22 protein-coding genes are annotated in these 24,875 nt (G+C 42.9%); 7 read left to right on the forward strand and 15 right to left on the reverse strand.

What is annotated here, in order from left to right; all coding sequences use genetic code 11:
* Window positions 1-41 precede the first annotated feature (41 nt).
* A complete protein-coding gene (locus DMB88_RS16610; protein ID WP_128102255.1) occupies window positions 42-1,229 on the forward strand; it encodes a winged helix-turn-helix domain-containing protein in 1,188 nt (395 codons plus the stop codon).
* 55 nt (window positions 1,230-1,284) lie between these two features.
* Here DMB88_RS16610 and DMB88_RS16615 read toward each other — a convergent pair whose 3' ends face one another.
* Window positions 1,285-1,737, reverse strand: coding sequence for a MerR family transcriptional regulator (locus tag DMB88_RS16615; RefSeq protein WP_128102256.1), 453 nt, complete (start codon window positions 1,735-1,737; stop codon window positions 1,285-1,287).
* A gap of 179 nt (window positions 1,738-1,916) precedes the next feature.
* Here DMB88_RS16615 and DMB88_RS16620 point away from each other — a divergent pair, with 179 nt between their 5' ends.
* The 5 genes from DMB88_RS16620 (at window position 1,917) to DMB88_RS16640 (ending at window position 5,800) form a co-directional block, all read left to right on the forward strand.
* Complete coding sequence (locus DMB88_RS16620) at window positions 1,917-2,798, forward strand: SDR family NAD(P)-dependent oxidoreductase (RefSeq protein ID WP_128102257.1); 882 nt, start codon at window positions 1,917-1,919, stop codon at window positions 2,796-2,798.
* 314 nt (window positions 2,799-3,112) lie between these two features.
* Window positions 3,113-3,949 carry an alpha/beta fold hydrolase gene (locus DMB88_RS16625; protein ID WP_128102258.1) on the forward strand — a complete coding sequence of 279 codons (837 nt, stop codon included), beginning with the start codon at window positions 3,113-3,115 and terminating at the stop codon, window positions 3,947-3,949.
* A gap of 300 nt (window positions 3,950-4,249) precedes the next feature.
* Entirely contained in the window at window positions 4,250-4,711 is a 462-nt protein-coding gene (locus tag DMB88_RS16630; protein WP_128102259.1) for a nuclear transport factor 2 family protein, read from the forward strand.
* Complete coding sequence (locus DMB88_RS16635; RefSeq protein ID WP_128102260.1) at window positions 4,708-5,289, forward strand: TetR/AcrR family transcriptional regulator; 582 nt, start codon at window positions 4,708-4,710, stop codon at window positions 5,287-5,289. Before DMB88_RS16630 ends, DMB88_RS16635 begins: the two co-directional genes overlap by 4 nt.
* A 31-nt stretch (window positions 5,290-5,320) precedes the next feature.
* Complete coding sequence (locus DMB88_RS16640) at window positions 5,321-5,800, forward strand: DinB family protein (protein ID WP_128102261.1); 480 nt, start codon at window positions 5,321-5,323, stop codon at window positions 5,798-5,800.
* 94 nt (window positions 5,801-5,894) lie between these two features.
* On the opposite strand, the gene DMB88_RS16645 is transcribed toward DMB88_RS16640, so the two are convergent.
* The 4 genes from DMB88_RS16645 to DMB88_RS16660 all read right to left on the reverse strand — a co-directional run bounded on the left by DMB88_RS16645 (window position 5,895) and on the right by DMB88_RS16660 (window position 10,075).
* Entirely contained in the window at window positions 5,895-6,878 is a 984-nt protein-coding gene (locus DMB88_RS16645) for a glycoside hydrolase family 43 protein (protein WP_128102262.1), read from the reverse strand.
* A 28-nt stretch (window positions 6,879-6,906) separates the two neighbouring features.
* A complete protein-coding gene (locus tag DMB88_RS16650; RefSeq protein ID WP_128102263.1) occupies window positions 6,907-7,755 on the reverse strand; it encodes a carbohydrate ABC transporter permease in 849 nt (282 codons plus the stop codon).
* 1 nt (window position 7,756) lies between these two features.
* Window positions 7,757-8,653: a carbohydrate ABC transporter permease gene (locus DMB88_RS16655; RefSeq protein ID WP_128102264.1), complete on the reverse strand. Its 897-nt coding sequence runs from the start codon at window positions 8,651-8,653 to the stop codon at window positions 7,757-7,759.
* 84 nt (window positions 8,654-8,737) lie between these two features.
* Complete coding sequence (locus DMB88_RS16660) at window positions 8,738-10,075, reverse strand: ABC transporter substrate-binding protein (RefSeq protein WP_128102265.1); 1,338 nt, start codon at window positions 10,073-10,075, stop codon at window positions 8,738-8,740.
* Window positions 10,076-10,325: 250 nt separating this feature from the next.
* Between DMB88_RS16660 and DMB88_RS16665 the strand changes: the two genes are divergently transcribed.
* Entirely contained in the window at window positions 10,326-11,399 is a 1,074-nt protein-coding gene (locus DMB88_RS16665; RefSeq protein WP_251382133.1) for a GntR family transcriptional regulator, read from the forward strand.
* Between the two features lie 148 nt (window positions 11,400-11,547).
* On the opposite strand, the gene DMB88_RS16670 is transcribed toward DMB88_RS16665, so the two are convergent.
* The 10 genes from DMB88_RS16670 to DMB88_RS16715 form a co-directional block, all read right to left on the reverse strand.
* Window positions 11,548-12,024, reverse strand: a complete 477-nt coding sequence (locus tag DMB88_RS16670; RefSeq protein WP_128102267.1) for a GNAT family N-acetyltransferase — start codon at window positions 12,022-12,024, stop codon at window positions 11,548-11,550.
* A 259-nt stretch (window positions 12,025-12,283) separates the two neighbouring features.
* On the reverse strand, window positions 12,284-13,852 hold the full coding sequence (locus DMB88_RS16675; protein WP_128102268.1) for a sensor domain-containing diguanylate cyclase: 1,569 nt from the start codon (window positions 13,850-13,852) through the stop codon (window positions 12,284-12,286).
* Between the two features lie 635 nt (window positions 13,853-14,487).
* Window positions 14,488-15,366, reverse strand: coding sequence for a PhzF family phenazine biosynthesis protein (locus DMB88_RS16680; RefSeq protein WP_128102269.1), 879 nt, complete (start codon window positions 15,364-15,366; stop codon window positions 14,488-14,490).
* Between the two features lie 245 nt (window positions 15,367-15,611).
* Window positions 15,612-15,737: a sporulation protein YjcZ gene (locus DMB88_RS16685; RefSeq protein ID WP_128102270.1), complete on the reverse strand. Its 126-nt coding sequence runs from the start codon at window positions 15,735-15,737 to the stop codon at window positions 15,612-15,614.
* A 253-nt stretch (window positions 15,738-15,990) separates the two neighbouring features.
* A complete protein-coding gene (locus DMB88_RS16690) occupies window positions 15,991-16,719 on the reverse strand; it encodes a stalk domain-containing protein (protein WP_128102271.1) in 729 nt (242 codons plus the stop codon).
* A 172-nt stretch (window positions 16,720-16,891) separates the two neighbouring features.
* Complete coding sequence (locus DMB88_RS16695) at window positions 16,892-17,704, reverse strand: Cof-type HAD-IIB family hydrolase (RefSeq protein ID WP_128102272.1); 813 nt, start codon at window positions 17,702-17,704, stop codon at window positions 16,892-16,894.
* Window positions 17,705-18,082: 378 nt separating this feature from the next.
* The gene (locus DMB88_RS16700) at window positions 18,083-19,240 is read right to left on the reverse strand and encodes a glycoside hydrolase family 88 protein (RefSeq protein ID WP_128102273.1); all 1,158 of its coding nucleotides are present in this window, start codon (window positions 19,238-19,240) and stop codon (window positions 18,083-18,085) included.
* Window positions 19,241-19,278: 38 nt separating this feature from the next.
* Complete coding sequence (locus DMB88_RS16705) at window positions 19,279-20,859, reverse strand: glycoside hydrolase family 43 protein (protein WP_128102274.1); 1,581 nt, start codon at window positions 20,857-20,859, stop codon at window positions 19,279-19,281.
* Window positions 20,828-21,667 carry an alpha/beta fold hydrolase gene (locus tag DMB88_RS16710; protein WP_128102275.1) on the reverse strand — a complete coding sequence of 280 codons (840 nt, stop codon included), beginning with the start codon at window positions 21,665-21,667 and terminating at the stop codon, window positions 20,828-20,830. The genes DMB88_RS16705 and DMB88_RS16710 overlap by 32 nt, the downstream gene beginning before the upstream one ends.
* 63 nt (window positions 21,668-21,730) lie before the next feature.
* Complete coding sequence (locus tag DMB88_RS16715; protein WP_164848709.1) at window positions 21,731-24,334, reverse strand: hypothetical protein; 2,604 nt, start codon at window positions 24,332-24,334, stop codon at window positions 21,731-21,733.
* Window positions 24,335-24,875 lie beyond the last annotated feature (541 nt).

The raw sequence follows: 24,875 nt of genomic DNA on the forward strand, positions 1-24,875 counted from the left end.
AGTTTGGATATATCGACATTAGACTATAGGTAGGTGCAAACATGATCCAATTAACAAACCGCCAGGCACGACAATTTCTGTTGTTGAAGCATGGACTTTTGGGCGAATATAAATTTACTGATAAGCAGGGCGTATTGGACTTTGTTAGGCAGGTCGGCTGCATTCAATACGACCCCATTGATATTTGTGGAAAAAATGCCGAATTAGTGCTACAGTCGCGAATCGAGGGATTTACCAAGGAAATGCTCGCCGATTTGCTATATGAGGATAGAAGCCTTATCGATTATCCAGACAAGAACCTGGCCATTATCTCTGTAGAAGACTGGCCGTATTTTGAGCGATACAGGCAAGCTGCCCGACAACATGGTGAGCGCTATCCCGAAATGCAAGCGTTGACAGCGCAAGTACGGGCTCATATCCAAAATCACGGTGCACTAAGTTCGGATGATTTAAAATTGGATGGCGATTTCTCTTGGCAATCGGCTATCCACTGGAGCGGTGGAAACAATTCATCTAGATCGGCGCTGGAACAGATGTATTCAACGGGCGAGTTGATTATCCATCATAAAAAAGGAACGCGTAAATATTATGATATAGCCAAGAAATACATACAGCCAAATCTGCTAAATGCATCAGAGCCACTGGAGAATGAGCTGGAGCATTATAAGTGGCGGGTACTGCGTCGAATCGGCTCTGTTGGTCTCTTATGGAATCGCGCGTCAGATGCATGGCTGAATATATGGGGGTTGAAAGCAGCACAGCGTACCGAGGTTTTTCGCCAGCTATTACACGAAGCTCGCATTGTTGCTGTTGCCGTGGAACAAATGAAGGATACGTTGTACTGCCTCGCGGAGGATTTACCGCTTATAGAAGCCGTGTTACAAAATCAGGAGTCGAAATTGCGTTGCGAGCTTATCGCCCCTTTAGATAATTTCATGTGGGACAGAAAACTTATCAACGAATTGTTTGGCTTCAATTATACCTGGGAGATTTACACGCCTGCAATTAAACGAAAATTCGGCTATTATGTGCTGCCTCTATTGTATGGAGAAAGCTTCATTGGACGAGCCGAGATAATCGTGGAGAGAAAAACTGGAACGCTCGTTCTTAAAAACATTTGGTATGAGAATAGTGTGAAACCAACAACGCAATTGCGAACATCCTTGAACAGTTGTCTCCAAAAGTTTGCAATATTCAACGGGTGTGAGACGATCTCGGCAGAGCTGTAACTCTAATAAACCCACTCGGTAATCTGACCATGTCATACCCGCAGTCTCATAATGACTAGTGTTTCTGCATCGCCCGACTTAGATTTAGCTGCTTAGGTATGTTTTCGGAGATGTTGTCTTGCACTTCAGTCGTCCAATCTCGTCGATATCTTCCCTTCTCTAACTTCTTATCAATAAAATCAACGACCTGTTGCAGAGAAATGATTTGCCCCATAATATTTTCCCGGTGCCTTTTGAATAGTTCCACTAACTCAGGATATTCTGCGGGATCAGCATCGGAGGAGACCCCTAGAAATGGACGTATTTCATCCAGCGACATTCCCGTTTTTTTCAGACAAGATAATAGACTAATCATATCAATATCCTCTTGACCGTAAACACGATGCCCGTTACCCTTCCGTTCAGCCCGTGGGAGTAGCGAAATCTTTTCATAGTATCGAATCGTATCTTCAGATATGCCCGTATGTATGGCAATTTGTTTTATCGTATAAGTCTGAATTTTCTTCATCCGATCTCCTTCCGTAACGATTGGGTTTATTTCGCATTATACATCTTGAAGCTGGCTCCAAGTCAACTCTCTGACCCTTTGGGAATTTTTCAAAATTTCTTCGTCTTGACTTGGAGTCTACTCCAAGTTATATAGTATGCCTCGTTAGGCAATTGCTCTATATGAGGAGGAAACACACGATGAATAAAAGCCACATTGAAAATATTGCTGCTATATCGGGGGCAAACGCTGGCATCGGACTAGCCTTAACCCGTAAATTTCTATTGGAAGACTGGCAAGTGGTTGCGATCATTCGCTCAGACTTCCCAGCGGACGACACACTAATCCAAGAAGCAGTCCATACGGGTAAGCTACGTATTTATAAAACGAAAGATCTATCTGACTATTCCAGCTTAATGCGACTGATTGGAGAAATAAAAAGCAATGAGCAGCGGATTGATATTTTGTTCAATAACGCCGGAGGCTCTTTTCCCACACTGAGCTATTCCAAACAAGGACGTGAAATTCATTACGAGCTAATGACAGTCGTACCGTACATTATTCTGATGGAATTGAAGGAACTTATAAAAAAGGGACACTTCAAAACGGTGATCAACACCTCATCGGAAGCGATTAAATTCACAAGAAAATTCACTATTGAAAACCTTGAGCACCCCAAAGTCTTTCGCAAGCTCATCGGTCCTTATGCCACGTCTAAGTTAGCACTCTCACTGTGGACCCAAGCCATCGCACCACAACTTGCCCAGGAGAATATCAAGATCCGAAGCGTTGACCCTGGTGGTACCAATACACTAAGGAAAGAAACCAGTTCTGGATTACCTTTATTGGTTCTTCCATTAATGAAGTTATTTTTTTCTCCTCCGGCTCACGGTGCCAGCAGGCTTTATGAAGCTGCTCTGGGGCAACACCAGAATGAAACCGGCGTGTTTTTGATAAAAGGTAAGATTACGGAATTAAAATTCAAAGATCAAGCGAAGAATGTCCTGAAAAGGATCAATGAAATTTACGAACATGACTACGGTTATTATCTTGAAGCCACACATATCTCAAATCAAAAGTGAGTGGTTTATCATTTCAGTTTATGATCTGTACCTACTTGAGGTAAGGTTCATTCCGATTCATCTACACTGCGAAATAGAGCTGCTCTCCACCAAAATCAATCACATGGACTTCACGATATTTAGCTAAAGATATCTGATATGTTGTTAACTAAAGGAGTACACACACTTAAATATGCACTTGCAAGTACATACCGATCGGTTTATACTGATACAAACGGTATATAAAGTGAGGCGATCGATGAACAATCCCCTTCATGTTTCTGAGCCAGATAACTTGTGTATAAAAAATATAACAACTAATGGAGGTATTTAACATGGCCAAAGTAAATGTAGGTACAGAGAATGAACAACCAATTGAACTGTATTATGAAGATCATGGTGCGGGAAAACCAATTATTCTGATTCATGGCTGGCCTTTGAGTGGACGATCCTGGGAGAAGCAAGTTCCAGCCCTGATTGAAGCTGGCTACCGTGTGATCACATATGACCGTCGTGGATTCGGTCAGTCTTCTCAACCTTGGGATGGTTATGAATATGATACCTTTGCTTCGGATTTGCATAAATTGATTTTGCACCTTGATCTGCATGATGTCACACTAGTGGGATTCTCCATGGGTGGCGGCGAAGTTGCACGTTATGTGGGAACCTATGGAACAGAACGCGTATCTAAAGCCGTATTTGCGGGAGCGGTTCCTCCCTACCTCTATATAACCGAAGACAATCCTCAGGGAGGATTGGATGATGCAACCATTGCCGAATTCCAAAACGGGGTAAAAACGGATCGGCTAGCATTCCTGGATGGTTTTACAAGCAACTTTTTCGCTGCTGGAGACCGTACAGACCTTGTGAGTGAACCATTCCGTATCTATAACCGTGATATTGCAGCTCTGGCTTCACCTAAAGGCACATTGGATTGTATCGCTGCCTTTGCCCTTACTGATTTCCGTCAGGATCTGGAGAAATTCAACATTCCAACACTGGTTATCCATGGCGATTCCGATGCCATCGTGCCTTTGGAGGTAAGTGGACAACGTACTCATGAATCCATTCCTGACAGCCGTCTCGTCGTTGTCGAAGGCGGACCACACGGATTTAATGCGACGCATTCTGAACAATTTAATGCAGCTTTGATCGAATTTTTGCAGGGTTAAATTTAATTCGACTGATGATTTTAGCAAAAAGAACATAATGAGAGAAAAAGCAGTGCGCCTCCTATACAGTAGGATGTCCTGCTTTTTCATTATTTCATAGGATATGCATATGAAGAATGAATACCCTCTTGAGCATTGGTAATACACCAAAAAAGCCACTATGCATAGGATTGATGGCTACTTGGTACATTATGAATCTGAACCGATTTGAAATGAGTATTGAAATCGGGATATAAACTTGCATTTATAAACCGATCGGTTTATACTGATACAAACAGTACAGAAAGCGAGGAAAATGTAATGAATAATTTAACTCCCCCATTCACTCTTGAGACAGCAATCCAAAAAACTCGTATGGCAGAAGACAGCTGGAATAGCCGAGAACCTCAGCGCGTCTCACTTGTGTACACAGAGGATTGTTATTGGAGAAATCGGAGCGAATTTATAACAGGCCGCCAAGAAATTGTCTCTTTACTAACTAGAAAATGGGCCAAAGAATTGGACTACCGGTTGATCAAGGAGCTTTGGTCATACACAGATAACCGTATTGCCGTTAGATTCGCATATGAATGGCATGATGATAGTGGCAATTGGTTCAGATCATATGGTAACGAGAACTGGGAGTTCGGAGATGATGGCTTGATGCAACGTAGATTTGCTTGCATTAATGACATGCCAATTAAGGAAGAGGAACGAAAATTTCACTGGCCGCTCGGCACACGTCCCGCTGAACACCCAAGCCTAAGTGAGTTAGGCCTATGACTCGCACTGTTTTTGAAAAATCTGATGTCATCCCTCTCGTTGCCGAGGTATTTCGTGAGTTAGGTTATGAAGGTGCATCTTTGAGTAAAATTACAGCCCGTACGCGTCTATCTAAAGGAAGCCTATATTATTTCTTTCCGGGCGGAAAAGATGAGATGGCTGCTGAAATTCTTGCTCATATTGATCAATGGTTTATCAAGAACATTTATGAACCGCTCGAAAATAATGAACCCCTGGCAGCCATTGATCATATGTGGCAAGAGGTCGATACTTATTTTAAATCTGGTCAGCGTATATGCCTTATCGGTGCATTCGCTTTGGACGAAACAAGAGATCGATTCGCTGCTGTAATTCGGCAATATTTTGTAAGATGGATTGAAGCCTTCAGCGCGGCACTAGTTCGAGCAGGCATCTCCAAAGAGACAGCCGACCAAATTTCAGAGGAAACAATTGCTGGTATTCAGGGGGGATTAATCCTGAGTAGAGCACTTCATGATGAATCCTTTTTTGAACGTTCATTGGCCAATCTGTCACAACGAGTCTCAGCTTATATTTCGAAAAGCAACTCTGGTCACTGACAGAAAAGTGTTTTAATAGGAGGTTAATATCATGAGCAATTTTGTCGCAGATCAATTGGGATTTGTTCGCCGTCAGGCAGTTGATTATGTGAGGAATATAAATGACTCTGCCTCAGAAATAATTCCAACAGGTTTGAAAAACAATATCAAATGGAATCTAGGCCACATGTATGTTATACATGAGAAGTTCGCTTTCCAACTTACTGGGGAAGAAACCAAATATCCTGCTAATTTTAGTAAGTTGTTTGATCCAGGAACTAAACCGTCTGACTGGAATCTAGAGCCTCCGACCTTATCTCAAATAATCGACTTGTTAACGGAACAGATTGAACGAGTTGAATCGATACTTTCAAGCAAATTGAAAGAAGAAATCAATCCTCATTACAAGTCTTCTACAGGACTTATCTTTACAAATGTAGAACAATTACTGGGTTTTCTGATTTACCATGAAGCAATGCACTTTGCAACAATTAAAAATATGAAGAGCATAATTGAAAGTCAGGATTCGTAAAGAATTCGTCCCTTCACAAAAACGAACAAACCGACCTTAAATCCTACTGAAATTGGATTAAAGTCGGTTTGTTTTTTAAGTTTGAGGCACCTGTTCACTGTATAGAACGTGCAAGTGCTGCAACAGAGCCGCGGAAATCGGGTCTGCCGTCTGCCGTCCACAAAAGCTCCGTCACAAATGTATGGCGATTCGGATCGTACAGCGGATCTCCTATAATGTTCTTGTATGTTCTTGCGTGAAACACAAATAGCGTCTTTTCGTCGTTCTCTGACATCGTGAACGAATTATGACCGGGACCATACATAGAAATGCTCTCATCTGTCGAGAGAACCGGTGCTTGTGACTTGCGCCATGAGGTGGCATCAAGCAAATCAGCATCCGCATCGGCTTCAAGTAAGCCCATGCAATAATTATAATCAGTGGCGCTAGCCGAGTAAGAGAGGAATACCCGATTACCCTTGCGAAGAAATGCCGCGCCTTCGTTCACTTTATAACCAATGATCTCCCAGTCATATTCCGGCTTCGAAATCATCGCCTGCTGCCCAGTAAGCGTCCACGGATTGCTCATTTTAGATATATACAGATTAGAGTTACCTTCGATATTCGGATCCTTTTGTGCCCATACGTAATAACGGCTGCCATTATGCTCAAAGGTAGTGGCATCGAGGGCGAAGCTTTCCCACTCGGTACGAACCTGCCCTCTTTCCGTCCAACTGCCTTCGAGCGGATTGGCATTTTCATTCTCTAGCACATACATCCGATGGTCGAACAAGCCTTCATTCGTTTCCGTCGTGTGTGCGGCAGCGAAATACACGTACCATTTGTCATCAATAAAATGCAGTTCGGGTGCCCAAATATTGGCACTAAGAATACCCGTCTCGCGCTTTCTCCAGATCACTACGGGCGTTGATGTAACAAGCCCCTCAAGGTTCTGGGCTCTACGGATTTCAATTCGATCATACTCCGGAACAGACGCTACGAAGTAATAATAACCGTCCGAATGACGGTAAATAAAAGGATCTGCTCTCTGCTCAATTAAGGGTTGAATGTCGTGTGACGCTCGTTGCTCTATTTCCATCTTATCACCTGTTTCATCATAATATATGCTACCCTTTAACAGCACCTGCAGTCATACCGTCTATGAAATATTTCTGGAAAGCAATAAATAGGATGAAAATTGGAATGATGGAGAAGAAAGAGCCCACGATCAATAGGTCATAGTTATTGCCATAAGGAGTTAATAGCGTTTTCAAACCGATTGGAAGTGTATATTTACTCTGATCTCCGAGCACCATGAATGGCCACAATAGATTATTCCAGCTATTCATACCATTCAGAATGGCCATTGCTGCAAAGGATGGCTTCATAATCGGCATAATTAGCCTGAAATAAATCGCATACTCGTTTGCGCCATCAACCCGCCCAGATTGAATAATCTCTTTGGGTATGCTTCGTAGATATTGCCTGAAGAAAAATATTGTCGCGGCATTGGCTATACCGGGCAGAATGATTGCCGAATAGCTATTCACCATTCCCAAATCATTAATTAGGCTATACAAAGGAACCAGCAGTATTTCGAAAGGCACCATCATAATGAGCAAAACACATATAAAGAGAAAGTTCTTACCTTTAAAATCATATGCCGCAAAACCATATGCAACAAATGCGCTTACAAAAAGTGTTAAAACCACTTGAGCGATTGTTAAAATCATACTGTTCCAAAACCACACAAAATAATCATGTTGTCCAGTAAACAGATAGATGAAATTATCAAAACTCATGATTTCAAAATCCAAACTTAGGTTAAGACCATATCTAACTAATGATTCACCTGGTTTAAAGGAAGATAGGGCCACTGCATAGAATGGGATCATAATTATAACGAATAGTACAATGAATAAACAGATAATTACTATTCTAGAGATGAAATCACTCCTCGTCTGACTTCTGCCCACTTTAATCCTCCTCCTTTTTGAACATTCCACTAAATTTCAACTGCGTTAAATTGATAACCATAGCAATGACTAACAGGACGATACCAACTGCAGCTGCATAACCCAGCTTATTCTGCTCAATCCCTTGTCTATACAGGTATCCAACAATGGTTAAACCAATATTTTTGGGTGAATTGTTACCGTTGAACATCATCAGACTCTCGGTAAACATGGCTAAACCTGCATAAACACTAATTGTCGTAACATATACCGTGGTCGGCTTCAATAATGGCATTGTGATCGTTCTAAACTTCTGCCAAGCAGACGCCCCGTCAATTGAAGCAGCCTCATAATATTCATTGTCGATGCTCTTCAAACCGGATAGATAGTAAAGCATATTCACGCCTGTCCATCTCCAACATGCGAGGATTAACAGTGCTGCCATACTCCAATTTCCGTCTTTCAAAAATTTAATAGGGTCTATACCAAATAAACCAAGGAAGCTGTTCATTAATGAACCTTCCATTTCACCGAATGTAAGGCGGAAAATCGTACCCGCAACTGCAACAGATGTCAATGCAGGGAGAAAGAACGAAGATTTAAAAAACTCTCTACCCATCATTAACTTACTGTTGATCATCACGGCAAATAACATTGGAAGAGGAATTAACAGCACTAAGGTTCCTAACATGTACACAACGCTATTTTTAATAGCCGTCAAAAACACTTTATCCGTAAGTAATTTCGAATAATTGGCTTCACCAATCCACTTAGGATCCTGACCCAACATCCGATCTTGAAAGCTCATTACGAATGAATTTACAAGCGGAAAAAACCAGAATATCAAAAATATAAGTATAAATGGCAATACGAAAACATAAGGTGCCACTTTTTGAGAGTATACAAATTTCTTTATCATATTCTCAATCTCCCTTGACTATGGTTAAACCTGCCGACTACGATAACTGCCGACAGGTTTAATCAAATCATTTACTTATTATATTTATTTCAATTCTTGTTCAATTGCTGCTTGTGCTTCATCCAACGCTTCCTTCACATCTTGGCCATCTTCAAAGATAGCATTCAAAGTAACCGTATTGAGGATATTGCCGATGGTTGGTGAAGCTTTAACGGACTTAATCGCTCTAATTTCGTCTTTGATTTCATTCAAAGTATCAAATGCATTTGTTTTAAAGTATTGGACGTATTCATTATCAGGGTTTTTCGTGACTGCATCATCTTTCCATACTTCCATGTTGATTGGGTCGAATCCAAGTGTATTCCAGATTTCAGTAGTAGCTTCTTTCGAAAGCTTAGCAAAGGCTACAAATTCTTTTGCCAACTGAACGTCTTTACCACTCTTAGTTACAACTGTACCCGTACCGCCTAAACCAACGGAACGGGGATTCCCTTCTTCAAATACAGGCAATGGAGCTATTGCATACTTACCATTAAGGTCCTTCATTTCGTTTACAAAGCGGGACATGTACCACTCAGGCATCAATGCGCTTGCGTAGTTGCCTTTGTTGTATTCGCCTTTTGCTTCCTCTGTGTCGGGCTGTCCGCCAGGGATCGTATGAATAACATTGTTTTTCTGCAGATCGACTAACATTTCATATGCTTTAATCATTTCAGGCGAGTTCACTTTTGGATTACCATTTTCATCTGTAAAATCAGCATTTTGCTGAGCTAGCAGCAGCGATGCTTGCCACGTAGCTGATGTATCAGCAGTACCTAAGTACTTTCCAGTCTTTTCATAAACCTTGATACCTGCCTGCTTGTAATCTTCCCACGTTTTGATTGTCTTGTAGTCAACACCTGCTTGCTCGAGAATTTCAGTATTGTAGAAAGCAAGCGTCGCACCTACGTGATAATCGAATCCATAAACCTGATCGGCTTTGGAATAAATCTCGACACGTGAAGGAACAACAACGTCTTTGTATGGTGCAAATACATCATTCAAAGATTCCAGGGGAACGTTGTCACCTTCCAAGAATTTAGGGAATTGACCAAGTTCAATATCCGCGATATCAGGAGCACCTTTTCCGCTTGTAACTGCCAATAGGAGCTTGTTGTGCATATCATCGTAAGGCATAACCGTTACATTCAACTTAATCTGTTTGTCTGGGTTCTGTTCGTTCCATAACCCCAGCATTTTATCCAAATGCTTGCCGTGCAAATCTACGAATGTCCAAAATGATAACTCTGTTGCATTCTCACCGGCATTAGCGCCTAATTGCTGTGTTTCCGTTTTTGAATCGGAAGCATTACCACATGCAGTAAAAAAAAGTGACATAATAAGGAGTGTAACGATGGAGATTAAAGCACTTCGTTTTTTCATTTGTTCGTCATCCTCTCTTTTGGTTATGCATTTGAAAAGTCGGCTGACTAGTTAGTTCTGTTAATTTAAGCGGTTTCAATTCATCTGGTACCACCATCCTTAACAATATTTCTAACCGTTCAAAGAAAAGACCCCTTCGCAACAATTTCTCAGACTCCATATTGTAAGCGCTTTACATGCCGTATTATAATATATATGAAATAAGCTTTATATAACCAATTGATTATAAAATCATAAAGTTTATGGGGAGATGCTACTCTTGAAAAAGCTGGCGCTCTACAAACAAATTCGAGAAAATATTATACAGAAAATTAAATCAGGGCAGCTTCGGCCAACGGACCGTATTCCTTCTGAGCAGGAACTAATGGACGAATTCAGAGTAAGTAAAATAACCGTCAAGAACGCCCTAACCCTACTAGCTGACGAAGGATTCATTATACGCATACAAGGCAAAGGCTCATTCGTCTCTTCTAGTCTTGTGGTTTCTAGCATCAATTTCTCGCCATCCCCAAGCAGCCCGTCCTCCATGCCGCTCATCGGCTTCATTATTCCGACGATGAGAACCCGTGTCATTCAGAAGCTCGTTGACTACACGGAACACTTCATACAAGAAGCGGGTCTCAGCATGGTACTAAGCATCACGCGCGAGTCTTCCTCGATCGAATCAAACGTCATTCGTACACTAACGGAGCTCGGTGTGAAGGGGCTGATCGTCTTTCCGACAGAAGATGAGAAGTACAACGAATCATTACTGCGTCTGTCGCTCGATAAATTCCCGTGTGTGTTCATCGACCGCTATCTGCGCAACATTGAGACGTACACCATTACATCCGACAATTACGGCGGTGCGTATAAAGCTGTATCCCATTTGCTATCCAAGAGTCATCAGCAGATTGCGCTCATCTCACCTGAAAATGCCAATACAGCCGTCGAGGATCGTACGCTCGGCTTCGAGCAGGCGTATACAGATCAAGGGATCTCCATTGACAAAAGCTTGTGGTGTCACATTCCTCTCGACATTCTACGCAGCGAGCAAGCATTAGACTATGTAAGTGACTTCTTGCAAAACCACAGTGGAATTTCGGCAGCCTTCTCCTTGACTGAAGAAACAGCACGCCTTACATTGGCCGCGATCAGTCGTCTGAACGTTCACTCCAATATCGATTTGTTATCTTTTGATAATCCACATCTTTCAGGCGTACCTTATGTACAGCAGGATGAACAGGAAATGGCACGAACAGCCGTAAAGCTGTTACGTGAACAGATGGAAGATATTTATTCTCCTAAGAACGCCATTATTCCCGTGCAACTCATCTTCCCTTGACACGATAAACGTTGCAGCCAGGCGATTAATGAACTTGGCATATTCAAATTGGTTTTTCTTATGTAAATTAAAAGCTTGACTAAAAAGATTGAGCGCCTTTGATTGGAGTATGTCTCCCCATAATCAAAAGCGCTCATATTTCAAAAATTCAATCCAATTCCTTTATATACCACGCATCCATCGCAGAATGTTCAGAACCTGATAATGGTTTATCCAAAAGATTGAATCCAAATTTTTCGTACAAAACACATGCTGTTTTTAATTCTTGTTTTGTTTCTAAGTAACACTTAGCATAGTGCTTGGAAGCGAACGACAAAGCAGTTTCCATTAATTTCTTCCCCATCCCATACCCTTGCGTTTTCTCACTTAAGTATAGTTTTTGTAATTCGCAGACATTATCTTGTTCGTTAAATGGGGCTATACCGACACCACCAACAACTTCTCCCTCTATTTCTACCACCCAGTATTGGGCATGTTTTAAATGATTGTAATAGTCGTGAAGGTCATTGAGTTGAGGGTCAAAATAGGCTGTGCCAGGAATTGCTAACCCAAGTGTTTTTAGTGAATCTTGTATTATTTCCTTTATTTTTGTGTTGTCCTCTTGTTTAATTTCTCGAATAATCATACACGAACTCCTTCTACTTTAGTTTGCAGCCATGTCATAATGAAAATATCCATTATAACAATACTCCATCTTTAATCTGTTTCCTATTGATCTAACTGTACCACTCTCCATCTATCGCAGGCCATTTTCTCATAAACCTATTCTCCTTTTATGCTAATTTTGTCCTGGTTCCTCGACATTAAGCAAAACTAAAAAACCAGTCGACGATTCAATTCCATCAACTGGTTGATTCACTTATTGTAGTTTTAATCTCAATAACTCACTCATTATTCAAAGCCTTAACAATGGTGCGATTACGCCCCTCTTGCTTGGCTTGATACAAAGCAGCATCAGCCAATTGAAACAAATCTGCTGCACATGACGAGTCAACTGGATACTCTGCAATACCTGCCGAAATTGTCACACGATGATCAATAGTAAACGTACTATTTTGTACTGTTAAGCGGATGCTTTCGGCAGTTTCATAAGCCTGATCAGATCTACAATTCTGCAGAAGCACCACGAATTCCTCTCCGCCATATCGGAAGCAGAAATCTTCGGAACTTACTGACATTTGTATTTGTTGAGCTATCCGTTTCAATACTTCATCTCCAGCGTGATGACCGAATGTATCATTTATCGTTTTAAAGCGATCGATGTCTAATACGATGATGGAAAATGGAGCTTCTCTCTGAGTCCATTGCTGTATGATTTCCTCAAATGTTCTACGGTTGTTCAACCCTGTTAGTACATCTGTACCGGCCTGATAAACCAGTTGATCCGTTTTTTGTTTGAGGGTTCGCATAGCCCCAATAACCGTACGCGTGAGCAAATCAGCTTCACGGTTCCAATGTGGCTTGACCACGGACTGGTTCACTTCCCCGTTCTCCATTTGGGTGATCATATCAGCAAGTAGAACAAATGGGCTTGCAAGTTTACGTGCCACTCTCAAAACAACCAAAGTTAAGATCAGAAATGGGATTGAGGTGTATAACAATAACATCCAAATATGATGGTTTAACTGATCATACACCGTTTGCGTGGGTGTTACAAAGACTACTCCCCAATTTGTTGTAGGGACTTTGTAATATGCTGCAAGTGAGTCTACGTCAGATATATTTTTGTATCGCTCCTTACCCTCTTGATTGTTCAATAGCTTTCTAACCACGTCATTCCTGCTTACATTTTCTCCAATACGGTTGGCATCTGGATGAAATAATAACGTTCCTTTTTGATCAACGATGAAAAAATAAGAACCATTTTCGGCTTGGAGTTGGTTACCAAAAGATAGATTTAGAATATTATACTCCTGCAAATGGATATTGCCACCAATCATACCTATAAAATTGCCTGAAGCATCATTGAGAGGTTCACCAATAAACATAATGGTGTGATTCGTTCGCGGCGTTGGATAGGCCTCTGATATATAAGATGCCTTTGATTGGATTGCCAGTTTCGCCGCTTTAGAGTTTACATGTTTACCGATAACCGATTCGTAATAGGGCGAAATAGAACGTACAATGCCCGTCTGATCTGCAAGGGCAACAGAGTTAAAAAAGTTACTACTGTTTTGAATAAGATCCATCGTTGCATTTAGTTTGTTGGTATCCGTGAAGTCATCTTCATGTATGTACTTCGCTGCATACTTCAGACTACTCTGCATGGAAAGAAACAAAGAATCTAATGTTTGACTCATTTGTACGGCGTTTACGTAATTATTTGAAAGTGTATTGTCTATGAGTGCACGCTTTTGAGTGGTATATGATGATATAATCATGATGGTCAAGGTCATTAAGACTGAAACGGATACTAAGCCGCTTAGCAGAACATTGAGGCTAATTTTTCTCATACTATTACTTTTCTTCGCAATTCGTATAACTGTTTGTTTAAAATCATTTCTATTCTCCTTAAAAATACATTTTCCCCTACTATTTTATCCGAAAGCTGTTAAGAAAGAATAAATAAACCTTAACATTTTCATTACAATTACAATTCTAATTGAGATTCCATCTCATGCGTAACCATTTCTAAACAAATTGAGCAACTCTGTATAACCAGAGCGGACGGGTAGTAATTATGTACTAATGTTCTATTTAATAACCGATATGACTTTGTTTCACCTTTCACCGGTGCAGTTAGAATCATCTATTACACGATGATTTCTATTAGACGTATTTGTTGCGGAGTCATTTGACGGTGGACAGACATTTACCCAGCGAAGGCTTACAATACCTTTTTTTAATCCAAATGGAAACTCCACATAAGAATACGCCTATTGTATTTGATTAAAATACAATAGGCGTATTCTGCATTTTATTAATTAACTATCTGATTCCCGTGTCAATAATGAGATCAAACGATTCTTCAGCATCTGCTTTTTGAAGTAGCTTCTTAATTGTATGGTCTTCATCCTAAGAAGCTGACATTTATTTAATTAATTTCGGGGATTCTGTAAGGTGGCCGCAAGCAGTTTTTTGATTCTGCCTATATCATGATATGTCTTCGTTCAATCCCAGCCACTGCACCGCCAACCCGAACCTGTCTGATGTCACCGCTCCCGCTCAGGCGCAACCCTACCTTGATTTCAGAAGGACAATTCATCGAATACCCTTGCCTGAACATGACATGTTCCACTTCTTTCATAGGTAGCTCGCCATGTTGGTACAAATAGCAGAGTAGTGCACCGTTGGATGTTCCTGTCGCACTCTCCTCTGGAATATCGTACAGCGGCGCAAAGTTTCGACATTCCGCAGTAGCATTGTCTGGAGTATCCAAGGTGAACAGATGATATCCTACGACATCATATTTTTCGCAAATAGCGGTTATGGCGTCAAATTTTGGCTGAATCTCATTCAAGAGATTCCTACTGCGGATCGGGATAAAAATATCACGCAGACCCGTCGAAACAATCTCGATAGGCAACTCGGTTTCTAGGGCTTCAGGAGCTATTCCCAAGGATGGGGCGATTTCCTCACAGGATATCTTTTCAGAAAATTGTGGTAAAGCCTGCGATAAATAAACAAAACCCTCCGAGCTAATATCGACATCCAAAATTCCTGCCTTGGTTTCTATCGTATAAGAGCTTGCTGCTTCAGCCAAACCTAGCGAATGCATTAGTCCAAAAGCAGCAATCGTGGCGTGCCCGCACAGATCAACTTCGTTCGAGGGAGTGAAATAGCGGATTTTGTAATTGGCTAATGTGGATTTCTCTATAAAGGCCGTCTCCGAATAGCCTACCTTCTTCGCTATGAGTTGCATGTCAGACGCTTCCAGTGAAAGGTCATTCTCCAAGACAACTCCTGCGGGATTACCACCATGATCCCCTTTTGCAAATGCGTTCAGCGTATACACTTCCACTTTCATGTTGCTCATCCCTTTCTTATCTTCAATTCCATATGTAGTTCTGCAGGTATCACCCTTGCTGATAGGACACAGTCGTCATTGTGTAAGCTTATAGTTTAACAAGAATGTACGCCTTTTGGAATCTCTAAATCAAATGAATATCATCTTCTTCAATTTAAGACGTAGTGAGTTGTCCACATAGGAAATGCCCCGCTGATGACTCAGCAGAGCTTGAATAACCCATTTATTTTCATACAAGATACGAACTAATACCAGAACGATTTTGTGATGATAACGAGCAGAATAAAGAGTACAAGAATTGCCGCAGTTGAAGTACATATACCGTTACCAATTCCACCTACATTGTTACAATCGTATCCAACTTTACTCATTTGATTGGCCTCCTTTGAATCTCAAGGTACGTCATAACATATGCCAAATTAGCACAAATGAGCGGGCATATCCCCATGCTGTCACGCCCAAACCATACTGTATATTCCAGACAAAATAATTATGTTCATGTCAGCTGCTTTCAGTTCTGCCACTCGCTTATCAAAATACGCGAAAAAATCAAAAGAGCCGTAGGGATGCTTTCCCATACAGCTCTCTGTAAGCGCCCTTCACGATTTAACCATTGCTTATTAATTAAGGATAATAGATCCGTGTATCATCGAAATAATTAAATGAAGTAATAGTCCAACCATTAACCTTCTTAGTCATCTCAGCTTCAATACCGTAGCTATAGTTATAGTCGCCAACGATCCCATCTGAATGAAAGACCGCCTTATATTTAGTAAGGCTTTTATTCCATTGAATATACTCTGACTGAGGAAGACCTAGTTCAACGTTATTTTTATTAAATTGAATCCAGTATTTCTTTTTGGCCATCGCATTTGTTGCAAGAGTCAATGCTTGATTATCTGCCAATGGACGAGCATATACCTTAAGGTGCTCAGAATTTCCTGTTAACGAAGATTTATCCCATTTGATAGTATCCTTCGGATAGAAGAAGTTACTTAAAGCTTTAAATTGTACATACACCGAGCCGTTTCTCAACAATACTCCATTACCAACAGTAGCATTAAAAGTCTTCCCGTCTTTAGTTAGTGAAGCCGTTTTGGTCTTCTGATCCCAAGATATGTTTACATCAAAATATTTATCAAGTTTTTCATCGTATATGAATAGATAATTCGTCGATATACTGCGGAGAGGCGCATATAATCTGCCCTCATAAAGCAAACCGTTTACTCCGTCATATTCATCATATTGATCATCTGCGGCATAAGAACTCATTGGACTAAACATTAAAGCGCCACTTAATAATGATAAAAAAGTGACCCACAACATTGGCTTTTTCAAAATAATGAATTTCATATTTTCTCCTCACTCTTTTTTATTTTAATATTAATAAATTTTACATGAATTAGCAATTAATAATACAGGAAAATTTATCCATACTCTAGTTCCTCACAAACCACTGGGTTCTGCCAATTCAGATCTGCCTGCGTTTTATCCTACAAACATAAAAATATGCATTAAAAAGGTATTAATAAAATGGCGATTTTCTAGCGAGAATCAAATCTATCGCGTCCAATACACCTTCGTTATTATTGGAACTCGTGATATACATGGCAGCATCTTTTATAGCAGGAATGGCATTGGACATAGCAACACCATATTTAACATGAGAGATCATCTCCAGATCGTTTCCACTATCTCCAAAAGCAGCCGTTTCTTCATCTGCAATTCCCCAACGTTCTTGGAGCAGTTTAATTCCTCTTGCTTTATGAATTCCAGGGATGATTAAATCAATGTCACCATGACCACTAGAAACAGGAGTGACATACTTACCTACATGTTTATGAAATTCATCCAGAACAGAAGCAGCCATATCCTCTGGAAAACTAGTCGCAAATTTAAATATGGTATCATCTATTTTTTCAAAATCAGAAATTCTAGAAAGTTGGTGATAGTATCGTAAAGTTTGCTGATAAAACTCTTCTGTAACTGAAGCGTGAACATAGGCTCCATTCTTACCACAAACCACTAATTCAGGATAGTCATACTGCTTGAGCATGTTTAGAACTTTATTAATCGTCTCCTTAGACATCTCACCGTTATAAATGTCCTTTCCCTCATCAACGATATAAGCTCCATTTTCAGCAATAAAAGCGATCTGCTCTTCAATCTCTGTAAAAAAAGATTTCAATTGATAATATTGGTTCCCGCTCGCAACGATAAACTTGATCCCTTGTTTTTTCATTTCTGAATATTGTTCGCTAAAGCGTTTTCGATTGTAACTTTGATTATGATCCAAAAACGTACCATCCATATCGACTGCAATTAACTTGATCGCCATCTGATTCGTCTCCTTTAATCAACTAGTGGATTATTCACAAACATCAACTTGTATATACAAGTTTAACTTGGCTGTATTCTATCACGGATTCCCCAGTATTACAAAATAAAAAACATTCTCAAATGTTGATCTAATCGGAAATGGGAGCAAAAATGAAAGACCCTTCCACCAATGGAAGGGTCTCTTTAGCACGTATTCACGACAATTACATTGTAAGAATATAAACTTACATTCCGCACCTGGAACTCCATCAATAGTAACAAAATGTTCGAAGACCGGATGGTTCTGTTGAATCAACAAACCCATTGTGCCCACGGGAAGCAGATTCGCAATCTCATCCTGGACTCTGGAGATAACAAAAGTAAGCATACATTTGTCTTACCAAAAATATAGATCGTTACCCTTAATCTTGAAGATCGCTTCAATGAAATAATAATCACCATAAATGATAGACTGATGGTGGTTAACGCTACGGTAAGCAGCAGAGCCGTTTTGCACGATGCAATCGCAGTCTGTGCCCCAGTTTGTGCGCTGTTCATCCAGCGTGATCAACAATTTCAGAGCTGCATCCAAATACAGTTTTTTTTCATATTCGCCCACCGCCTTGACAATCTCGATCAGTCCGCAGGCTGCTATAGCGGCTGCCGTAGAGTCCTCATATATTGGTTCCTTCGGCTGCCTGAAATCGACCGGAATGATGCCGCTCTCCGGAATATTGGCAATGAAATAGTGCGCAATCCGCTTCGCCGTATGCAAATACTCTTCCTTTCCCGTGTGCTGATAACTCATCATGAAGCCATACAATCCCCACGCCTGACCTCGTGTCCAAGAAGAGCCATTCTCATATCCTTGTCCCCCGTGAGTCTGAACTACACCTCCTAGGAAGGGATCAAATTCAACAATGTGATGGACCGAGCCATCCGGTCTCACGAATGTTTTCATGACAGTATCCGCATGCCGTTCTGCAATTTGCTTGAAGCGGGGATCACCAGTCTCCTTGGAAGCCCAATACAGCAATGGGATGTTAAACATGCAGTCAATGATCGCCCAGCCGCGCGTGTCCCCTTCTGGGATATCATTCCAGGCACGAATGAACTCGCCGGCGGGATTAAAGCGACCGGCGAGCAGATTGGCGGCATGCAGCGCCCTTTTGCGAGAGGCGGGATTTTGCGTTAACTGGTAATTCGCCACGCTCGTTGGCAGCCACATGAATCCTACATCATGATGTAGCCCGTAGAATTTTTCAAAGCTCGTGTCCAGCTTATCCTCGACCAGATTGGCATAGTTCTTATATTTCTCCTGTCCCGTAACATGGTACATCTGCCAGAGCATTCCGCCCCAAAAGCCATTAGTCCACCAGTTGATACCATCCGCATCATCGCCACTTGGGTTCTGGGTGGCTCGGTCATCGTGAATACCGTCCAATGTTGTATAAGGGATTTTGTACTGCGATTTATCGCTGACCCAATCCATCTTGTCTGTTATTTTCTGAACGACCCGATCTACCCATGCATTAGTTTTATCCACTACTAACATCGCTTTGATCCCACCTTCTCCTGATATTAATCAATATGCTAAGCATTCCAATCGTATTTATAATCAAAATAGTCGAAATCCGCATGTCGTTTCGTTCCTTTTAAGTCCTGTACACATATCCCTGCAAATGCTCCCGTGAAAGACAATTTGTCCATATACTCATCTGCCAGTACACCACTGTACAATTCAGGGCTAATCAGCTTCCACTGCTCACTATCCGACGAGTAATAAAATTGTATCTTTTCCTGGTGGATGACTGTTTTAAGGTAGCATCTCTTCCAACCTTCAATGCTGACAATGTCTTCAGACTCGTCATATACGCCTTGTTGGCTGAATATGACAGCCAGATGTTTACCAAGATACTCATCATGTGATATCCGCAAATAAAAATGATCCGACTCATCGTAAAATAACACCAGACCTGCCATCTGGGTAAAAGTTTCAGGCTCGAATTCAACGCAAGTCGATATCTCGCAATCCAGACTTTGCAGCCGTCTGGCTATAAGGCTCTGTCGATTCCAAGAGTATAGCGATTCCTGCCCATACAGTCGGAGATGTCCCGGCCGTTCTGAGAGTGACATCCATGTCTCATCCATGGGGATTCGCAGGGAATTCCAGTGGATGCTAAGCCTCTTTTCATCAAAATGCTCTCTCTCAGGTTCCACTGGAAATGGATGTGGTGGTAGATCTGGACTCTCCACCTCCAGCTTCGGGCTTCTTCCTCCACCCGCTAAGCGAAGCCAACCATCGTCTGTCCACACCACTCTTTGCAACGAGGTTTCACGTCCCAATGGACTGAGACGGCTCCCATCTGGAAGCGGACGGCTACAAATATGAGACATATACCATTCGCCATTCTGCGTTTCAACTAGGCTGCCATGTCCAGCCTTTTGAAGCGGTAGATCGGGCGTTCCAACCGAAGTCAATAAGGGATATTCTGGATCTATTTCATAAGGTCCGTCGATCGTTCGGGAACGCAGCAAGGTTGCTGAATGATTGATCCCTGTTCCTCCCTCTGCTACGAGGAGGTAATAATACCCGTTTCGTTGATATATCATCGGACCTTCCGTTACGCCAAGAGATGTGCCCTGCGTTACAAGTTTGACTGGACCGATCAGCTTGCCTTTCTCCGGGTTGAATTCCTGCATGATGATCCCGGCAAACCGATTGTGGTTTTTGCGGAAATCCCATTGCATGTTGAACAGCCATTTTCGACCATCAGTATCATGGAAGAGAAAATGATCAAAGCCACTTGAATTCAAATACACCGGTTCAGACCAAGGGCCTTCAATGGCTGGCGCGGTGATGACATAGTTGTGCAGATCCTTGTACACGCCTCGTCTCCCAACCACATTGGTGTAGCATAGGTAATACAAGCCCTCGCTATAACTTAAGGAAGGAGCCCATATCCCTCCCGAGCTCGGAATACCCTTAAGATCAAGCAAACTTAGACGGTCAAGTGGTCTGGCTGCTGGGCGCCAATGCACAAGGTCGCGTGAATGATGAATCAGGACGCCGGGAAACCATTCGAAAGTGGAGGTTGCAATATAATAGTCATCACCTGTGCGAATGATCGATGCATCCGGGTTAAAGCCTCGTAGAATCGGATTTTGAATCATTGTGGTATTCTCCTTTGTCTAAAAATGCTTGCAAAGCAGCATTGAACTCATCGGTTGCCTCCATGTTGGAAAAATGGCCAGCTTCCGGCAAATTGATACTAATCGCATGAGGCATGCATTCCAGCAGCCGATCAGCGGAGTGATGTGCCCCTGGGAAATCCTTTGCTCCATTCACAACGCATACTGGACCTGGATCTTGCATGGCAGTCAGCTTAGGTAGAAGTGCTTTACCCAAAATACAATCCGGCTCGCGATGTGTGCTTTGCCAAACTTTCCAATCGCCAATCATAGTCAACAGCCTATGCTGATAACCGTTTCGGTCTTCTCCACATCCCTCTAGTAGGCGTTCAAACCATGCCTGCTTGAAGCGCGGCACATCGGTCACTAGGGGCGTTAGAACGTCCGGCTTAGGATCAGGAATTGCCCCACTGGCAACAGTCACCGACTGTACATATTCTGGGTAAAGCACCCAGAAATCGAGTGCTACAAATGATCCCAACGACAGTCCGATCAAGTGAGCGGTTTCGATATTCAGATGTTCCAGAAGTGCTCGTAAGTCCTCAGCATGCAAGAAGGGCTGTCCCTCCAGGGGCATAGAAGATTTACCATACCCTCTAAGGTCATAGCACAAAATTGAATAACGTGAAGCAAAATGCTCGACCTGCGGCTCCCACATGCGTCGATCCACCGAATGGGCGTGAATGAACACCAGTGTCTCTTGGGAAGCTCTTTGAACATAATATTGGTAATTGAGGAAAACATCCTGCTGTAGCTCCATATGGCCCGAGATCATTTGCTCCTTCTTCATACTGCAACTCCTCTTCTATCCACGGTAACTTTTGACGTGTGAGTTGATTTTCAATTAGTGCGTCTAATTTATCACTGTGTTTTCTTTTCGAAGCAACTTGCCTTCTGCATCCGTTTCAACGACCTCCACCTCCAGATCTGGTGCTTCTCCACGTTTCTCCAAGGCTCCTACCCGAATCATTTGGATTCTTCCATCTGCCAGCTCCACCCTGATTTCGTCCTCCGATTGAGCTGCTGCCGAAATAATCATAGCCTTGTTCTCATACGGCTCAATAACGGATATAAATCGTGCAGAAGTGCCTCTGAAGCGGGAGCTCAGCAGTTTGCGCCGCGAGGATTCATCCCCCAGCGGATAATCTCCACCGATGGAGGCAACCATCCGAACGGCTTCTAGGCTCGTTAAATCCACCTGGATGACACCTTCCTGTTCCTGAGAGTATGGCTCTGCCGGAACCGCATACGGGAAGGCTTTCGCAGCGATTTTGACTGGGCCGCCATAATAGTCCACGCCGATGCCATTTCCGCTGTCCGTATTCTCCAGCACAAATGGCAAGTCTGCCAGGTAAATTTTTACGCCAGCCGCATTTTCAAAATACGGATCTCCCCAGAATATCGTTTTTTTGAAGGGCTTGCTTACGCCATGTTCCCCAATGCCTTTTTCCACGCTTACAGCAAGCTCCAACGATTGAATCCCTTCGACTGTTATATCCAAATCGTCACGTCCTAGCACCCAAGCCCCGAATTGCCCTTTAGCTAGCACACGTCCATCTCCGCGAACCTCGTAGAACAGCTTTTTGTCCACTTCCAAAAATTCCGGATCGTTGCCGACAATAACATTTAACTGTGGTGGCCAGAGTGTGTAATGATCTATATTCAGCGGGCCATCCTCATTGTGATATGTCCGGTTGCCCCTATGATCATACTTCGGTCCAAAACCGGTTTTAAAATGCGCCTTAATGGGGGTACTCGCCTCATACCAATTACAATCGGTAATGAACTGCGCGCTGCCCAGCGGGTCAGGGTCAAGCTGCTCTGTATGGGCAATGAGTTCCATTTGCTCTGCTTCAAGCGAGACGAGCCCCTTACAGTGGAACAGACTTTCATAATCGTGCTCCATCTCGCCAGAAACGTAATCGAACAGCACGAGGTAATCATCGGTGACTACGGTTAATCGGCGCTGAAGCACAGCCTCTGTAAAACCGGTACGCCGGGAATACTCCGGTGCACCCTCTGGCATCGGCACATATCTCCCCTCGTTCCACGCTCGCTCCCTGAACGTATTGTCTCCGTCTACTCGCCAGCCACCATAGGGCGGATAAGACCACTTCGCTTCACTTTCCACAGTACAAGCCTGAAAGAGCTTTCCGCCATGAAACTGCAGTAGTCTGCCTTCACTTGGATCCTGTTGCTTCCGATCTACCACTACCATGTTGTGTGTAATGGAGGTTTGCACATAGAATTTGTACATGAACGTGTGGTAGTTATACCAGATATTTTCCGGGTTATAAAAGCTGCGACCATGTCTCATCATGGATAGCAGGCTAACCCTGTCATAATGCCCATGAGCACCTCCGTGTGAGCCATACTTCACTACAGCCTGAATCTGTTCGTTCGCATTCCTTCCCTCTGTCTGTGAACGAAGAATAGCCACACCAGAATTGTCCGCATGTGCAGAACGAAGATAAGGCTTGGAAGTGCTTGGCTGAATTCCCGGAATGGCATACAGCAAATCACGATCCGCCAGGTCGCAATTCAGAAGAATATCCGCATACTCCGGCTTGCGAAATAAATAATACGCCAGATCATATCGCGCATCCATGAAGCCCCTCGGTGAGATACCGCTCAGTTTCGTCTCCGCAGAATCGTTGATGCCAAACAGGACACCTCGGTAATCAGCAAAGGGTAACAGGCTGTCCCAAAGCTGTGTAATCGAGCGATAATTAAAGCGTGACGGTCCCCAGATATCCAGACTAAGTCCATCGATATTCGGTTTGTCTCCTGGTGTGACCTGGTCATGGTACTGGGCAGGAACCCATACCTTTGCAAGATTGATGCCCCAAGGCCGGCAGCTTTGGGTGATTTCCGAAAAGAGTCCCGCAGCCATCAGGTTATAACCTACTGAGCATTCGTACCACCAACCGTCATCCAGCGTGCCCTTGGATAAATGATCAGTAAACCCGCCAACACCGTACAGGAAACGGTTCATGCGTTCCATATCCTGCAAGGCCTGACTGCAATAAAGCGCTCCGATCATCTCGGCCAGTGTCCAGTTGGAGATACCTCCCTCGCTCAGCGCCCAGTCGATCAGATCCATGAATAGACGAAAGGTGCGTTCTACATTGCGGTGATCTTCTTCATTCAGCAAGCCAGAATCAAACATGAGATCATAGATAACAGCTACATGCTTGAAAAATTCGCCCTCATGCACCAGTTCCTGATGGCAAGCCTTTCGTGTTTTGGGATAACCATTCTCCGGGTCAACAACGCTGCGAAGAAATGTGACGAGCTTTTCTGCCAGATCTTTTTGACTGGTGAGTTTCCAGGCGATAACCGCATTTTCCGCTTCATGAGCATGATGACTCTCATACAGATGCGTCCCTGTCCTAACAGGCGGGAGCTCCCATTGCTGTGCACGCAGCACATACATACCAGCAGCTCGCTCGCCCATGCATGCTCCTGTATCTTGACCTGAACTTCTTCCCATTCCGGCTCGACCAACTTGATATACGGGTGTGGCAACGCCCGCAACGTAATCAACTCCACACGTTCCGCCAGATCTCCGCGGCCTCCTGGAATAATCGCCAGCTTCTGTACTTCATGTCCCCCTGGCGCAACACGTCCGGATACCTCGACCTGAACAGATACCTCACAGGAAGCCCCAGGTTCCAATAGGCAGACCTCCGGATTAATCGACACCTTCATCGTTTCCCAGCCATAACGCTCCTGAGTCAACGTTAGAGTCTGTACATCTCCTGTACAATTGGTAAGCTCCAGCTTATATTCTGCTACTTGTCTGGCATCCGCCGACCGCGACAGCACAGGAGCATGAACATGGATTCCACGGCTTCGGCTCAGCTTTAACTGGCGAATGGAAATGCCCGACCCCGTTGCTGGTCTGATTGACTCTTCTTTCCATGTCGCAAGCAGGTGCACGGAACGGACATATTTCCATTTGCCAGCCAAGGCCTTCATGTCATCAAATTGGTCAA

This window comes from Paenibacillus sp. DCT19 (genome assembly GCF_003268635.1).
GTDB lineage: Bacteria > Bacillota > Bacilli > Paenibacillales > Paenibacillaceae > Paenibacillus.

Coding starts and splice junctions, on each gene's coding strand:
- DMB88_RS16685 (WP_128102270.1), bottom strand. CDS start 15,737: ATGAGTAAAGTTGGATACGATTGTAACAATGTAGGTGGAATTGGTAAC.
- DMB88_RS16680 (WP_128102269.1), bottom strand. CDS start 15,366: ATGAAAGTGGAAGTGTATACGCTGAACGCATTTGCAAAAGGGGATCAT.
- DMB88_RS16615 (WP_128102256.1), bottom strand. CDS start 1,737: ATGAAGAAAATTCAGACTTATACGATAAAACAAATTGCCATACATACG.
- DMB88_RS16695 (WP_128102272.1), bottom strand. CDS start 17,704: ATGGCGATCAAGTTAATTGCAGTCGATATGGATGGTACGTTTTTGGAT.
- DMB88_RS16655 (WP_128102264.1), bottom strand. CDS start 8,653: ATGATAAAGAAATTTGTATACTCTCAAAAAGTGGCACCTTATGTTTTC.
- DMB88_RS16620 (WP_128102257.1), top strand. CDS start 1,917: ATGAATAAAAGCCACATTGAAAATATTGCTGCTATATCGGGGGCAAAC.
- DMB88_RS16665 (WP_251382133.1), top strand. CDS start 10,326: ATGCTACTCTTGAAAAAGCTGGCGCTCTACAAACAAATTCGAGAAAAT.
- DMB88_RS16690 (WP_128102271.1), bottom strand. CDS start 16,719: ATGAAATTCATTATTTTGAAAAAGCCAATGTTGTGGGTCACTTTTTTA.
- DMB88_RS16625 (WP_128102258.1), top strand. CDS start 3,113: ATGGCCAAAGTAAATGTAGGTACAGAGAATGAACAACCAATTGAACTG.
- DMB88_RS16675 (WP_128102268.1), bottom strand. CDS start 13,852: ATGAGAAAAATTAGCCTCAATGTTCTGCTAAGCGGCTTAGTATCCGTT.
- DMB88_RS16635 (WP_128102260.1), top strand. CDS start 4,708: ATGACTCGCACTGTTTTTGAAAAATCTGATGTCATCCCTCTCGTTGCC.
- DMB88_RS16710 (WP_128102275.1), bottom strand. CDS start 21,667: ATGAAGAAGGAGCAAATGATCTCGGGCCATATGGAGCTACAGCAGGAT.
- DMB88_RS16610 (WP_128102255.1), top strand. CDS start 42: ATGATCCAATTAACAAACCGCCAGGCACGACAATTTCTGTTGTTGAAG.
- DMB88_RS16715 (WP_164848709.1), bottom strand. CDS start 24,334: ATGGGCGAGCGAGCTGCTGGTATGTATGTGCTGCGTGCACAGCAATGG.
- DMB88_RS16630 (WP_128102259.1), top strand. CDS start 4,250: ATGAATAATTTAACTCCCCCATTCACTCTTGAGACAGCAATCCAAAAA.
- DMB88_RS16640 (WP_128102261.1), top strand. CDS start 5,321: ATGAGCAATTTTGTCGCAGATCAATTGGGATTTGTTCGCCGTCAGGCA.
- DMB88_RS16700 (WP_128102273.1), bottom strand. CDS start 19,240: ATGTTAGTAGTGGATAAAACTAATGCATGGGTAGATCGGGTCGTTCAG.
- DMB88_RS16645 (WP_128102262.1), bottom strand. CDS start 6,878: ATGGAAATAGAGCAACGAGCGTCACACGACATTCAACCCTTAATTGAG.
- DMB88_RS16670 (WP_128102267.1), bottom strand. CDS start 12,024: ATGATTATTCGAGAAATTAAACAAGAGGACAACACAAAAATAAAGGAA.
- DMB88_RS16705 (WP_128102274.1), bottom strand. CDS start 20,859: ATGATTCAAAATCCGATTCTACGAGGCTTTAACCCGGATGCATCGATC.
- DMB88_RS16660 (WP_128102265.1), bottom strand. CDS start 10,075: ATGAAAAAACGAAGTGCTTTAATCTCCATCGTTACACTCCTTATTATG.